16 protein-coding genes are annotated in these 12,218 nt (G+C 65.2%); 5 read left to right on the plus strand and 11 right to left on the minus strand.

The features are described 5' to 3' along the window. Positions 1 to 48: 48 nt before the first annotated feature. Genes ACLL97_RS11690 through ACLL97_RS11705 form a run of 4 tightly spaced genes read left to right on the plus strand, consistent with a single transcriptional unit; the run spans position 49 to position 3,199 of the window. Positions 49 to 294, plus strand: coding sequence for a CDGSH iron-sulfur domain-containing protein (locus ACLL97_RS11690; protein ID WP_411280652.1), 246 nt, complete (start codon positions 49 to 51; stop codon positions 292 to 294). Positions 295 to 302: 8 nt separating this feature from the next. Continuing rightward, a complete protein-coding gene (locus ACLL97_RS11695) occupies positions 303 to 1,085 on the plus strand; it encodes a lysophospholipid acyltransferase family protein (RefSeq protein ID WP_411280653.1) in 783 nt (260 codons plus the stop codon). A 7-nt stretch (positions 1,086 to 1,092) separates the two neighbouring features. Next, positions 1,093 to 2,127: an NAD-dependent epimerase/dehydratase family protein gene (locus tag ACLL97_RS11700; RefSeq protein ID WP_411280654.1), complete on the plus strand. Its 1,035-nt coding sequence runs from the start codon at positions 1,093 to 1,095 to the stop codon at positions 2,125 to 2,127. Beyond that, positions 2,114 to 3,199 carry a dihydrodipicolinate synthase family protein gene (locus ACLL97_RS11705; RefSeq protein ID WP_411280655.1) on the plus strand — a complete coding sequence of 362 codons (1,086 nt, stop codon included), beginning with the start codon at positions 2,114 to 2,116 and terminating at the stop codon, positions 3,197 to 3,199. The genes ACLL97_RS11700 and ACLL97_RS11705 overlap by 14 nt, the downstream gene beginning before the upstream one ends. Before the next feature lie 130 nt (positions 3,200 to 3,329). Here ACLL97_RS11705 and ACLL97_RS11710 read toward each other — a convergent pair whose 3' ends face one another. From ACLL97_RS11710 to ACLL97_RS11735, 6 genes are all read right to left on the minus strand, one after another. Continuing rightward, complete coding sequence (locus ACLL97_RS11710) at positions 3,330 to 3,830, minus strand: hypothetical protein (protein WP_411280656.1); 501 nt, start codon at positions 3,828 to 3,830, stop codon at positions 3,330 to 3,332. Between the two features lie 5 nt (positions 3,831 to 3,835). Further along, positions 3,836 to 4,801 (minus strand): prohibitin family protein, encoded by a 966-nt coding sequence (locus tag ACLL97_RS11715; protein WP_411280657.1) that lies wholly within the window; start codon positions 4,799 to 4,801, stop codon positions 3,836 to 3,838. Beyond that, the gene (locus ACLL97_RS11720; RefSeq protein ID WP_411280658.1) at positions 4,785 to 5,159 is read right to left on the minus strand and encodes a hypothetical protein; all 375 of its coding nucleotides are present in this window, start codon (positions 5,157 to 5,159) and stop codon (positions 4,785 to 4,787) included. The genes ACLL97_RS11715 and ACLL97_RS11720 overlap by 17 nt, the downstream gene beginning before the upstream one ends. A 165-nt stretch (positions 5,160 to 5,324) precedes the next feature. After that, the gene (locus ACLL97_RS11725; protein ID WP_411280737.1) at positions 5,325 to 6,698 is read right to left on the minus strand and encodes a TIGR01777 family oxidoreductase; all 1,374 of its coding nucleotides are present in this window, start codon (positions 6,696 to 6,698) and stop codon (positions 5,325 to 5,327) included. A gap of 48 nt (positions 6,699 to 6,746) precedes the next feature. Beyond that, a complete protein-coding gene (locus ACLL97_RS11730; RefSeq protein ID WP_411280659.1) occupies positions 6,747 to 7,391 on the minus strand; it encodes a DNA-3-methyladenine glycosylase family protein in 645 nt (214 codons plus the stop codon). Between the two features lie 16 nt (positions 7,392 to 7,407). Continuing rightward, the gene (locus ACLL97_RS11735; RefSeq protein ID WP_411280660.1) at positions 7,408 to 8,016 is read right to left on the minus strand and encodes a hypothetical protein; all 609 of its coding nucleotides are present in this window, start codon (positions 8,014 to 8,016) and stop codon (positions 7,408 to 7,410) included. 75 nt (positions 8,017 to 8,091) lie between these two features. On the opposite strand from ACLL97_RS11735, the gene ACLL97_RS11740 reads away from it, so the two are divergent. Next, entirely contained in the window at positions 8,092 to 8,817 is a 726-nt protein-coding gene (locus ACLL97_RS11740) for an ATP-binding protein (RefSeq protein ID WP_411280661.1), read from the plus strand. Positions 8,818 to 8,852: 35 nt separating this feature from the next. On the opposite strand, the gene ACLL97_RS11745 is transcribed toward ACLL97_RS11740, so the two are convergent. The 5 genes from ACLL97_RS11745 to ACLL97_RS11765 are packed head-to-tail and all read right to left on the minus strand — an operon-like array spanning position 8,853 to position 12,205. Then, complete coding sequence (locus ACLL97_RS11745; protein WP_411280738.1) at positions 8,853 to 9,914, minus strand: protein-glutamate methylesterase/protein-glutamine glutaminase; 1,062 nt, start codon at positions 9,912 to 9,914, stop codon at positions 8,853 to 8,855. A gap of 41 nt (positions 9,915 to 9,955) precedes the next feature. After that, positions 9,956 to 10,456, minus strand: coding sequence for a chemotaxis protein CheX (locus ACLL97_RS11750; protein WP_411280662.1), 501 nt, complete (start codon positions 10,454 to 10,456; stop codon positions 9,956 to 9,958). After that, a complete protein-coding gene (locus ACLL97_RS11755; protein WP_411280663.1) occupies positions 10,404 to 10,832 on the minus strand; it encodes a response regulator in 429 nt (142 codons plus the stop codon). The genes ACLL97_RS11750 and ACLL97_RS11755 overlap by 53 nt, the downstream gene beginning before the upstream one ends. 18 nt (positions 10,833 to 10,850) lie before the next feature. Next, complete coding sequence (locus ACLL97_RS11760) at positions 10,851 to 11,363, minus strand: chemotaxis protein CheD (protein WP_411280664.1); 513 nt, start codon at positions 11,361 to 11,363, stop codon at positions 10,851 to 10,853. A gap of 2 nt (positions 11,364 to 11,365) precedes the next feature. Continuing rightward, positions 11,366 to 12,205 carry a CheR family methyltransferase gene (locus ACLL97_RS11765; protein WP_411280665.1) on the minus strand — a complete coding sequence of 280 codons (840 nt, stop codon included), beginning with the start codon at positions 12,203 to 12,205 and terminating at the stop codon, positions 11,366 to 11,368. Positions 12,206 to 12,218: the final 13 nt, after the last annotated feature.

Genomic DNA, 12,218 nt, shown 5'->3' on the forward strand with positions numbered 1-12,218 from the left:
AAGCCACTTCTACCCCGTACCCCGTACTCCCCACTCCATACTCGACTCATGCCCATTACCATCACCGTCCGCAAGAACGGTTCGCTCGGAATTTCCGCCGACGACGCTGCCCAGATTGTGCTCGTCGATTCCGCCGGCACCGTGATTCCGCCCCGTGCCGAAGGGCGGCCGATGTCGCTGTGTCGTTGCGGCGCGTCGCAGGTCAAGCCGTTTTGCGACGGCTCTCACAAGGCGCTGGGCTTCATCGACCCCGCGGATCCGATGGACGCGCCGGTCGTCACCTCCGCCAGCTGAGCGCCGCCATGCGGTTGGTGCGAACGCTGCAGAACTGGTGGGCCTGGACGGAGACCGTGCTCGTCGTGATTCTCGGGACGATCGTTGTTGCCCTGGTTTATGCGTGCACGGCCCCGTTCGATCCCGGCCGCTATGCCGCCGGTCGCGCCTTCCGCCTGGTCGCCGTGACGGCGCTGCGACTCAATAGCCTCTGGCGCTTCCACACGCGCGGCTCGCTCGCCGATGCGCGCCGACCGTACGTGGTCGTCGCCAATCACGAGTCGTACGCCGATGTGTTCCTGATCAGCTGCTTCCCGTGGGAAATGAAGTGGCTGAGCAAAGACACCGTGTTCAAGATTCCGTGCATGGGCTGGATGATGCAGATGGCCGGCGATATCAAGCTGGTGCGCGGCAACCGCGACTCCGCCGCCGATGCAATTGTGCAGTGTCGCGACCGCCTCGCGAAAAAGGTCTCGGTCATGATCTTCCCTGAGGGCACACGGTCGCGTACCTGGGAGATGCTGCCGTTCAAAGACGGCGCTTTCCGACTGGCCATCGAAGCGGGCGCGCCGATTCTCCCGATCGCCGTGGCCGGTACGCGTCACGCCATGGCAAAGGGCACGTTCCGTTTTCTGCCGGCCCGCGCGATCGCGCAGCTGCTCGACCCGATCGCCACCACGGGCATGACGCTCGCCGACGTCGCAACGCTTAAGCAGCTGACGCGTGACCGCATCGAGGCGGGTCGTCGAGTGCTGGCCGCCGAGTTGGGTGTGGTGGTGGGCGCACACGCGGCCGCGGTAACCGCGGCCTGATGTCGCGATGACGAGCGGGGCGCCGACCAACGAGCTCGCACTCGACGCGCTGCTGTCGGCGCCCGACGAGCGCACCAGGAGTGCGCTGGCGGCGCTGGCGGGCGATGTGCTCATCCTCGGCGCCGGCGGCAAGATGGGCCCCACCGTGGCCCGTATGGCGCGCCGTGCCATCGCCGATGTCTCGCGACGCGTGATCGCCGTGTCGCGATTCACCGACGATGCGGCCGCCCTTGCCCTCAATACGCATGGGGTGGAAACGATCCGCGCCGACCTCGCCGATCCGGCGGCGGTGGCGGCGCTTCCTGATGCGCCGAACGTGCTGTGGATGGCCGGACAGAAGTTCGGCTCTACCGGAGACCCGGTCGGCACCTGGACCCAGAATGTCGTGGCTTCCACGATCGCAGCGCAGCGCTATGCCGGTTCGCGAATGGTGTGTTTCTCGACGGGCAATGTATATGGACGACAGGCCGTCGCACTCGGCGGTGCCCGTGAACGGGACGCGCTCGTGCCAGACGGTGAGTACGCCGCGTCGTGCATCGGCCGCGAACGCGTGTTCGAATCGATCGCGCGACGCACGCATACACCGCTGCTGTTGTACCGCTTGTTCTATGCCTGCGACCTGCGCTACGGTGTCGTCACCGACATCGCCCACAAGGTGCTGCATGGAATGCCCGTTTCGCTCGACACGGCGTTCGTGAACGTGATCTGGCAGGGCGACGCGAATCGGCTGGCGCTGCGCGCGCTGTACGAGACCGCCGTGCCGGCCGCCGATGTCTCCGTCGCCTTGAACGTCACCGGACCTGTGGTCGCGGTGCGTGACATCGCCGAACGCGTCGGTGCGATCGGTGGTGTTCGCCCCGTGTTTGCGGGAGCGCCACGCGATGACGCATTGATCGCCAACACGAACCGGCTCACCGAACGACTGCCGTACACGGCGCTGCCGCTCGACACGCTGTGCGAGTGGGCGGTCCACTGGATTCGTGGCGACGGCCGTTTGCTTCATAAGCCCACAAAGTTCGAGGTGCGCGATGGCCGATACTGAGCACCGGTTGGGCGACGCGTTCGACATCCGACGTCACCTGCACGTCGGTCAGGTCATTCCGGCGCACCCGTTGGCGCTGTTGCCTACGCGCGCGATGGACGAGCGGCAGCAGCGTGCGCTCACGCGCTACTACGTGGCGGCGGGCGCCGGCGGCATCGCAGTCGGCGTGCACACCACCGGATTCCCGATTCACGACGCGAAAATCGGTTTGTATCGACCGGTGCTGGAGCTCGCCGCCGAAACGGCCGACAACGCACTGGCCCGCGATCCGCGCGCCTTTGTACGCGTAGCCGGCGTGATCGGCGATACCGCGCAGGCGGTGCGCGAAGCACAGATCGCCCAGGCGCTCGGATATCACTGCGCGCTGTTGTCGTTGGGCGCGTGGCGCGACGCGACCGATGCGGCCATTCTCGCGCACTGCGCGCGAGTGGCGGAGGTCTTGCCGCTGTTCGGTTTCTATCTGCAGCCGGCGGTCGGCGGACGACGGCTGTCATACGCATTCTGGCGTGAGTTCGCGGAAATTCAGAACGTGGTGGCGATTAAAGTCGCGCCGTTCGATCGGTACGCCACGATGGATGTGGTGCGCGCGCTCGCCGACGCGGGTCGCGATGACATCGCGCTGTACACGGGGAACGACGACGCCATCGTGCCCGATCTGGTAACCGACGTGCCCGTCACCAGCGGCGGCCGCGCCTATACGCGACACTTCGTGGGTGGACTACTGGGACAGTGGGCCGTCTGGACGTCGCGCGCGGTACGCATGCTGCGCGAGATTCAGGCATGGCGTGCATCTCGCGCCGACACGTTGCCGCGCAAGTGGCTCACGCGCGGCGCCGCACTCACGATGGCCAACGCGGTGATCTTCGACGCAGCCCACAACTATCAGGGCTGCCTGCCGGGCATTCTCGAAATCCTGCGGCTGCAGGGACTCGTGCGCGGCACTTGGACCTTCGATACCAACGAACGGCTGTCGCCCGGACAGGGTGAGGCGTTGGCGCGGCTGACCGAACAGTATCCCGATCTGGCCGACGACGAGTTCGTGGCTCAACGGCTCGATGAGTTTCTCCGATAAGGCGAGACAGCTGAACTGATCACACAGAGAAAAAGAGGAAAAGAGAAAAGGAGAATGCATTTTCTTGCGACCTCGTTTTCTCCTGTTCTCTTTTTCTCTGTGTCATCAGTTCAGTCGCACCACCACTCCCTCACCGCGCCACCGACAACAACTTCGCATGCCAGCTCTCCGCCGCCGCCCTTTCGAAGCCGGTGCGATAGGCCCCGACCGTGGTGACGGTCGTGTCAAACACAGGCGACTCGGCCGAAACCGCACCGCCAGCCGCCGCCTCACGAAAGGCCGGCCGCGCCCCGGACACCACCGCGCCCGCGGCATCGCGCCAGTACACCGTACCACCGCCCACCAGCGTCGTGCCTACGAGCGATTCGATATCGCGCAGCACGTGAAAGAGTCCGTCGATGGAACAGCCCGTGGCACCCGTCGCCGCTTCGTTCACGCCGATGACCAGAAACCGATCGTCCCGCCACTCGCGCGCACACACCAACGGTGCGCCGTGCGCGCGCCAGCTGGCCAAGTGCGCGTCAACCGCGGCAAGCAATGACTGCGCGGCAGCGCCGGTCACTGGCGCCGCCGCGCCGAACACCCAGGCCCGCCCGTCATCAGGGAGCGCGTCAAAACTCACCGCTGGCATGGCGATTACTCCGGCGTCTTGCTGCCGGGGAGCTGCAGCATCGGCATGGCGCCCCCGGTGACCTGTGGCATCTGTCCGTTCCAACGCTTCGCCATTTCATACTGCACCAGCGTATTGGTGATGCTCTTTGAGAGCAGTTCGTTGGCGCGCGCCTGCGCTTCCGCTTCGGCCATGATCGCCTTGGCTCGACCGACGGCCTTGATGCTGTCACCCTGCGCCTGGAACGTGTTCTTCTGCAGCTCGTTCTGCGCCGTGAGGGCCTGCTGTTGCATGACATTCTTGAGTGAAATGGCGTCCATGACCGCCTTCGGTGCGCGGAACTCGTTCAGCGTGAACTGTCGCACGTCGATGCCGTACGGGTCGAGACGCTTCTGCAAATTGGCCTGCGTACGCGTAACGACTTCCGCCTTTTTCGGCCCGAGAATCGCCGCGATTTCCTCGTTGCCCACCACTTCCTGCAGCGACTGACGGATCGCCTGGCGGATGTAGCCGTGCGAGATCGTCTGCACATCGGTGCGGAATGTCTGATACAGCTGCGGCACCTTGTCTCCCCGCAGTTCAAAACTCATCGACACGTCGAGCGACAACGGCTGACCTTCCACCGAGTTCACATTGATCTCGTCGTTGTTCTCCGAACCCTCGGTGCTTTCCTTGGTGAGCACCAGCGTCTGCATGAACGTCGGGTACTCCTGGATCTGCGTCATGAGCGGATTGCGCATGTGGAAGCCGGGACCGAGCGGCGTGGGATCGACGCCGCCACCCCCGCGATGAATCACGATGCCGACGTGGCCGGGCTCGATGTACGTCACCGATGGACGAACGAGAAAGAGCAGCACGAGCAGCGCGACAATCGCCCCGGCGAGCTTCTTGAACACGCCGCCGCCACCGCCGCCGCCGCCCGGCATCCCGGTCAACGGGTTCCGCATGGAGCTGCGAAGTTGCTCGAGCGTCGAATCAATCGATGTATCCATGGACGGCCTCCTTATAGCAATGAGAGCACAACGGTTCACCCGTAGGAAGTCGCACGAGCTCTTCTTCGCGCTGCAACCCGTGAATCGGGCAGGTGAGATCGGCCTGCCGATCGATGCGCTTGCGATTGGCCGACTGTCGAAACCGGCGACCAAATGGGGTCATGCGCAGCGCCGTAACGAAAAGAGCGCCGACCACCGCCAGCAGGGCGATGAAGAGGGCGCTCTCAAGCATGATGGCGTTCATATATGTCGTGAATAATACGGTGCGCGCATCGAAAAGTGTCAGAAATCGGAAGGCAGTCCGTTTCAGAGGAAGCTCGGCACGATAGCCTTGAGCCAAGCTGTTGTTCTGAAACACGATACACAAACAGCATCAGCTGGAACACGGAGACCACGGATGGCGCAGAAAGCACACGGATAAGATGACGAGCGCCGCGTTTTTATCTTATCCTGTGCTTTTTGCGTGTAATCCGTGGTCTCCGTGTTCCAGCAGTAGCTCTTGCTGTTGGATGTTGCCGTTCGGCTACTCCCCGAGCTCGAACCGCAGCATCTGCTCCAACCGGGGCCGTCGCCACTCGAACCCGGCCTCGCGGAGCACGCGCGGGTCCACGCGCTGACTAGCCAGCACGGTGAGATTCGCCATCTCGTCGCCCAGCAACAAACGCAACGCGAACGCCGGCGCGTGCGCAATCGTGGGCCGGCCGAGCACCTCACCAAGCATTTTTGTGTACTCGGCGTTCGTGACGGCCGTCGGTGCCACGATGTTGACCGGGCCGCGGATATCGTCGCGCATCAGACAGAAGTGGATGGCGCCGACCTCGTCGTCGAGCGCGATCGGACTCACCCACTGCGTGCCCGGTCCGAGCGTACCGCCGGCGCCGTAGCGGAACAGCGGGGCCTGCGTGCCGAGCGCACCGCCGGCCGCACCTTGCACGATGCCTGTGCGCAGGTGGACCACGCGGATGCCAGCCTTCTCGGCTGGCGCCGTCGATGCCTCCCAGACGCGTCCAACGTCAGCCAGATAGTCAGCCCCCAAGGTGCTGCGTTCGTCCAGCAGTTCGTCTCCGCGGCTGCCATAGATGCCGATGGCCGAGCCGCTGAGCAACACGCGCGGCTTGCGCGACAGCTGCGCAAGTGTGTGCGCCAGCAGTGCCGTGCCTTCCACCCGGCTGTTTTTGAGCGCCGCCCGATGCGCCGTCGTCCACCGCGAGGCGATCGAAGCACCGGCCAGGTGAATCACCGCATCGAGGCCCTCGAGCGCGCGCGGATCAAGCTGTCCCCGTTCGGGATTCCACTGGATGTCGCGGCTCCCCGGCTTCGGCGCACCGCGACCGATACGGATCACCTCGTGTCCACCGGTGGACAGAAACGCCGCCAGTTGGGTGCCGATGAATCCCGACGCGCCGGTGATCGCGACGCGCTGACGTGGCCGATCGGCGAACAAGGTGTGACGCGCCAGATCCCCGAGCATGACGGCGTGACGATACGCGAACACCCGTGCCAGCGTGCGTTGCGTGTAGCCGCCAGCCACGGCATTGCCCAGACCACCAAGTGGCAGTTCGTAGCGGATGTGGTCGTCAAGCGTGCTCGAGTGCGCGTCGATCGGCGCGAATCCGTGCGTGTGCTCCCAGACCGCGAACGGTCCATCGCGCATCACATCGCGGAACTGTCGATTCGCGATGTAGTCGCGATGCTCCAGCGTCCACGTGGTGGGGACAGGGCCGGCGTGCACCTGCAGCACCACCTTGGCCCCGTCGCGAATGCCGCCCGTGTGCTCCAGCACCTTGGGGCGATCCCACGGTGGAGACAGCCGCTCGAACGCGCCCGCGCGCTCATGCCACGCGAAAAGCGTCTCGACCGACACGGGGGCCTGCACCTGCTTCCGAAATTCCTGCATCGACACGTTCACTCTCCACGGCGGCGACCCGCATCCGCCATCGCTGCGCTACCAGCCTCCGGCGTCCTCGAGATCGAGGACACGCCAGCAGTACCAACTGGCAACGCTTGCCCACGGACGCCAGTTCCGCGCCACCTGTTCGAGACGGTCGGCGTCCGGCAGTGCTGGCAGGCGATAAATCCGCTGGGCGCCCTTCCGCACGCCGAGGTCGAGCACCGGGAGCACATCGGGGCGGCCGAGCCGGAACATCAGGAACATCTGCGCCGTCCAGCGGCCCACCCCGCGCACCGCGACCAGCGCGTCGATCACCGCGTCGTCGTCCATCGTGTCGATCCGTTCGAGCGGCAGTCGGGCATCCTCGACCTGTCGCGCGAGATCGACGATCGCGCGTGCTTTTGCCGTGGAAAGACCGCAGGCTCGGAGCGTGGCCTCATCCGACGCTAAAATCTGCGCCGGAGTGGGGGCGTCGGTGCCCGCGCCGATGCGCTCCTTGAATCGCCCATAGATCGTGGAGGCCGCCGCACCCGACAGCTGTTGAAAAACAATGGCCCGCGCCAGATGATCGAAGTGCGTGCCATCAGCGCGCGGGAGCATCGTGCACGGGCCCACTCGTTCAATGGCGACCGCCATCGTCGGATCGTTGGCACTGAGTACCGCCACCGCCTCCTGCAGGCGGCGTGGCGTCAGTCGCACCGAGGTCAACGCCCAGTCACATCGTCAAGGAGAACATCACGTGCGCCTTCGGTGTGCCGGCGAACATCAGCCACGGCTTTGTATCGGACGGCGTCGTCGAGATACCCGTGGTGGCCGTCGTCGCGAAGGGGATGTAGACAACAAACAACGGGTTGCCCTTCTTCACGGTGCCGGACGCGGCGTCGAAGGCATCCTTCGCGCCGAAAATCTGATACAGCGACGCCGGCGCCGTGGGCATTTTGAGCTTCCCCGCCTTCACCTCGGCGAAGCGCACAGTGTCGACCTGCCCGCCCTTCACGCCGGACGCACGGAGCGCGCGGCCACGGGCCATGAACGGGTCCATCGAGTCATGGTAGCACGACACATGGAACTGCTCTTCGGCGGGATCGTCGGCCAGGCACATCATGCCGTTCTTCGCGGGGCGAAGCCATTCCAGTTTGCCAGCCGACTTATAGCCCATCACACCGGCGCCGTCGCGCAGCTCCTTCGGGAGCGCCTGCGTGGCTGCCGAAATCTGCTCCGCCACCGGCGGCGCAGTCTGCGCACCGAGCGCGGAGCCGAGTGCGGACCCGGCAAGCGACAGCGCCGCGGCACAGGACACGACACAGCTGGTTCGAATCATCATGGTTCTGGCTCCCGGAGAGGGCGGACGAAAAGTGACCGTTGTGATTGCCGCCGCGGAGCGTATTCTACGTCACACATGGCCTCCTCCACAAATGCGGTGTCCGACACCGATGCGCTGGTGCGCTTTGCCAGGCGGGTCTCGCACGACATCAACAATTTCTCGACCGTCGTCCGGACGTACAGCGAACTGCTGCTCGCCGACATGCCCGACGGCGATCCGATGCACGCCGACGTGGTGGAGATCCATCGGGCCGCCGACGCCACGGTCCGGTATCTCCAGCGGGTGTCGCAGTTTTCACGCGCGAGAAGTATGCGTCGGCTCTCCACGTCGGTCGACGACGGCATCGCCGATGCGCAGGCCGCGCTGGCGTCCGAGCAGAGCGACCGGGCGGTGCGCGTGACACTCGGGGGCGGACAGATTTACGCCGATGCGAGCTGGTGGCGGGACGTCATGATCGAGCTGCTCCGCAACGCCCATGACGCGGCGCCCCCGGGAAGCGGCATCGCGGTCCGCAGCGCGGTCCGGGACGGAACGGTTACGGTCGAGGTCGAGGACGATGGGGATGGCGTTCCGGCCGACCTGCGGGCGAGCCTCACCGAGCCGTTCGTGACGTCCAAGCAGGGCGTGCGGGGGGCGGGAATCGGCCTCGCGATCGTGGCCGCGTTCGTGGACACGCTCGGGGGCTCGCTCCATTTCGAACGCATCGACCGCGCGTCCGATGATACATCCGCCGGGACGCCCCTACCGCGCGCATTCACTCGCGTCCGTGTGGTGATGCCGGCCGACCGAACCGTCGGCTAACGAACACACCGGACACGCGCGACCGCAACCGCGACCTACACGCGCTTGGCGGCGATGGCGTTGAGGAGTGCGTCCGCTATGCAGTCAAGCGGCAGGACATCGACGGCCGCATCGATCTTGACGGCTTCACGCGGCATCCCGTACACCACGCACGTTTCCTCATTCTGCGCCACGGTGTACGCGCCTGCTTCGCGCATGGCTAGCATCCCCTTGGCGCCGTCGGCGCCCATCCCGGTCAGCAGGGCGCCCACGGCATTCCGTCCCGCGCTGCGCGCGACGCTTTGGAAGAGGACGTCCACCGCGGGACGCTGGTGATGCACTTTGGGACCATCTTTGACGCGCACCGCCCACCGGGCGCCGCTGGCCTGCAGCACCAGATGTTTGCCACCGGGCGCCACGAGCGCCAGGCCGGGCACAACGTAGTCGCCGTCCTTCGCTTCCTGCACGCGCATCGCGCACACCTGGTCGAGTCGCTTGGCGAACGACAGCGTGAAATGTTCCGGCATGTGCTGCACGATCACCGTGCCCGGCGCATCGACCGGGAAACGTCGGATCACCTGTTCGAGCGCCTGCGTACCGCCGGTGGAGGCACCGAGCGCGATGATCTTGTTGGTGGTGTTGAGCGACGCGATCGCCGAACGGCCAGGCACCGGCGGTGCATCGGCCGTGTCCAGAAGTTTGACGACGCGTGCATGCGATGCGGCGCGCACGGCGCGCACGAGCTCCTCGGCCACATCGCCCGCGGCGAGCGAGGAACCCGGCTTCGCGATCACCTCCACGGCGCCCAGCGCGAGCGCACGGAGTGCGGTCTCGCTGTTCTGCGGGGTGAGTGAGCTCACCACCACCACGGGGAGCGGGAAATGCCGCATCAACTTGGACAGGAACGACAGCCCGTCCATGCGCGGCATTTCGATGTCGAGCGTTATCACGTCGGGCCGCAACTGCGCGATACGCTCGCGCGCCACGTATGGATCGGTGGCCGTTCCGACGACTTCGATGTCGTCGTGCTTCGACAATGCCTCGGACAGAATACGGCGCACCAGCGCAGAGTCGTCCACGATCAGGACGCGAACGACGCCTGGCCTTCGCGGCGGCACCCCTGAACCGGGCAGCGGGGCCCCCGGTGTGAACGTCGTGGTCACGCGGCGCTCACGGCACCCTGGGCGATGGACTCGACACCGTCTCTGTCGCCAAATACGTAGAGCACCGCTTCGGCGCGGCCTTCTTCTAGGCCGAACATGAGACTCGCCGTCGGTGCGTCGGCGTCGCGTGAGACGTCGTCGACGCCCTCGTGCACGTACGGTGCGGACAGGTGAAAGACCGCTTCCACGCCCGCGATCGCAGGCAGCAGATTCCCGCAGATCACATTCGCGAGCTCCCCGAGCGCATCGCGCTGCAGGGGACGCTGCCGAGACGCGTCTTCGCCCAGCATGTTTGCCGTGATTGACGGCAGGATCAGGGACGAGGCACGAAGCACGAGGCGCCCGCGCAGGGGGCCGCGAAACTCGACCGACACCGCGACGTCGAGCGGAGCCGCGGCCTGTTCCGGGGAAAGCTCGTGCTCCGGAAAGAGGAGCGCGAGCTCCTCAAAAGTCGCTGTCGTCGCTCGCGACAGGGACTGGACCGTAGTACTCGGCATCGGTAACTCCAGTAATACGCAGAATAGTGTCGCGCAGGGTCTCCGGCGCGAACGGCTTGCGGACGATCGCCGCGCCCAACGCGTGGAGCGCAGCCAGACGGGTCTCGCTGCCTTCCGTGGAGACCACGATAACGGGCAGTGTGGCGGTTTCCGGCACGGCGCGAAGACGCCGGAGCATCTCTTCGCCATTCATCACCGGCATGTTGATGTCGAGGAGCAGCAGGTCCACCCACTGGTCCTGCAGGACGAACAGTCCTTCTTCGCCGTTGCCGGCCTCGAGGACCGTGCCCAGCGGAAGACCACTCATCCTGAGGGTGCGTACGACCATCTGCCGCATGACGGCACTGTCGTCGACCACGAGAACGTTAAAGGCCATGAGTCGGTATCCGGTGCATCAAAGCTTGCTTTCGGCGCCGTTGATCTTGAGCGTGACCTCGCCTGTGGTCACGTCCACCCACATCGTTCGGGACGTCTGCACGCCTCCCGTGTCGTTCGCGTGCACCAGCACCCCATTCTTCCACAGCAGCTTGCGTAGCGCGATCATGTTGCGCTTGCCGATCTGGAAACGGTCGTCTTCTTCACGAGCGCCGGCATGCGCGCCGCCGGCCACTTTCACCTGCATGCGCTCTTTCTTTGCACCAAGCTTGTAGCACTCTTTGAACAGGAGTGGCACGCCACTGTCCACGAACATGGCGGGCTTGTCCTTCATCTTGGCTTCGTCGATGGACCCCGTAGGCAACATGACGTGCAGCAGTCCCGCTACGGAGACGACCGGGTCATAGACCACGATACCAAGACAGCTGCCAAGGGCGTACGTGATCAGGCGCTCGCCCGGTGTATTGGACACCTTCACGTCGGCGACGCCCACGACCCGATCGACCGCGCGCACAGGCGCTATCGTGCCCACGGCTACTTCACGTAGACCGCAGGCTGCACATACCGGAAGCGGTGTGTGAGGCCGGTGAGACTTTCCGAGTGTCCGACGAACAGATGTCCACCGGGGCGAAGCAGTGCCCAGTAGCGCTCGACGAGCTGCTGTTGGGTGGCTTTATCGAAGTAGATCATGACATTACGACAGAGAATGGCGTCGAACGGCCCCTGCATCGGCCACCGTTCCATCAAGTTCAGCTTTGCGAAGTGGACCAGTCGACGGAGCGACGTACCCGCCTCGTACACCTCGCGACCCACGGGGTCGCGCCGGCGCGTCCAATACTTGTGCATCCACGCCGACGGCACGTCGGCCATGGTCTCAGCCGGGTACGTCGCCGCTTTCGCCGTCGCCAGCACGCGATGACTGAGATCGGTCGCGAGGATACGTACGTCGCGCGTGTTGACATTGCCGAAGCTCTCGTTGGCGAGCATTGCGAGCGTATACGGTTCTTCACCGCTCGAGCAGCCCGCGCTCCAGATCCTGACCGGACCCTTTAGCGTAGGGAAGACGTCATCGCGCAGGTAGTCGAAGTGCGACACCTCGCGCAGAAAACTGGTTTTGTTGGTGGTGAGCGCATCGATCATCTCGGCGAACTCGCGACGCGACGGCTCCTTCTCCACGAAGTCGAGATACGCCTCGAAGTCCGGGAGATTCAGCTTGCGAAGGCGCTTGGCCAAGCGGGCGCGAACGAGCCCTTCCTTGCCCTCGCGCATACGAATTCCCGCATGCTCATGGAGCACCTCGGTGATACGCGCGAACTGCGTGGGCGAGATTTCGCATTCGGCGAAGAGCGCGTGGCTGGCGATCGGGGCGGCCATTGGAAAGACGGAG

Source organism: Gemmatimonas sp. (assembly GCF_046594945.1).
In the GTDB taxonomy this organism is placed as follows: Bacteria; Gemmatimonadota; Gemmatimonadetes; order Gemmatimonadales; family Gemmatimonadaceae; genus Gemmatimonas.

What these genes read in the sequence shown, in the direction of transcription:
- ACLL97_RS11690 (WP_411280652.1), top strand. Translation starts at nt 49, where the DNA reads ATGCCCATTACCATCACCGTCCGCAAGAACGGTTCGCTCGGAATTTCC.
- ACLL97_RS11695 (WP_411280653.1), top strand. Translation starts at nt 303, where the DNA reads ATGCGGTTGGTGCGAACGCTGCAGAACTGGTGGGCCTGGACGGAGACC.
- ACLL97_RS11700 (WP_411280654.1), top strand. Translation starts at nt 1,093, where the DNA reads ATGACGAGCGGGGCGCCGACCAACGAGCTCGCACTCGACGCGCTGCTG.
- ACLL97_RS11705 (WP_411280655.1), top strand. Translation starts at nt 2,114, where the DNA reads ATGGCCGATACTGAGCACCGGTTGGGCGACGCGTTCGACATCCGACGT.
- ACLL97_RS11710 (WP_411280656.1), bottom strand. Translation starts at nt 3,830, where the DNA reads ATGCCAGCGGTGAGTTTTGACGCGCTCCCTGATGACGGGCGGGCCTGG.
- ACLL97_RS11715 (WP_411280657.1), bottom strand. Translation starts at nt 4,801, where the DNA reads ATGGATACATCGATTGATTCGACGCTCGAGCAACTTCGCAGCTCCATG.
- ACLL97_RS11725 (WP_411280737.1), bottom strand. Translation starts at nt 6,698, where the DNA reads ATGCAGGAATTTCGGAAGCAGGTGCAGGCCCCCGTGTCGGTCGAGACG.
- ACLL97_RS11735 (WP_411280660.1), bottom strand. Translation starts at nt 8,016, where the DNA reads ATGATGATTCGAACCAGCTGTGTCGTGTCCTGTGCCGCGGCGCTGTCG.
- ACLL97_RS11740 (WP_411280661.1), top strand. Translation starts at nt 8,092, where the DNA reads ATGGCCTCCTCCACAAATGCGGTGTCCGACACCGATGCGCTGGTGCGC.
- ACLL97_RS11750 (WP_411280662.1), bottom strand. Translation starts at nt 10,456, where the DNA reads ATGCCGAGTACTACGGTCCAGTCCCTGTCGCGAGCGACGACAGCGACT.
- ACLL97_RS11755 (WP_411280663.1), bottom strand. Translation starts at nt 10,832, where the DNA reads ATGGCCTTTAACGTTCTCGTGGTCGACGACAGTGCCGTCATGCGGCAG.
- ACLL97_RS11765 (WP_411280665.1), bottom strand. Translation starts at nt 12,205, where the DNA reads ATGGCCGCCCCGATCGCCAGCCACGCGCTCTTCGCCGAATGCGAAATC.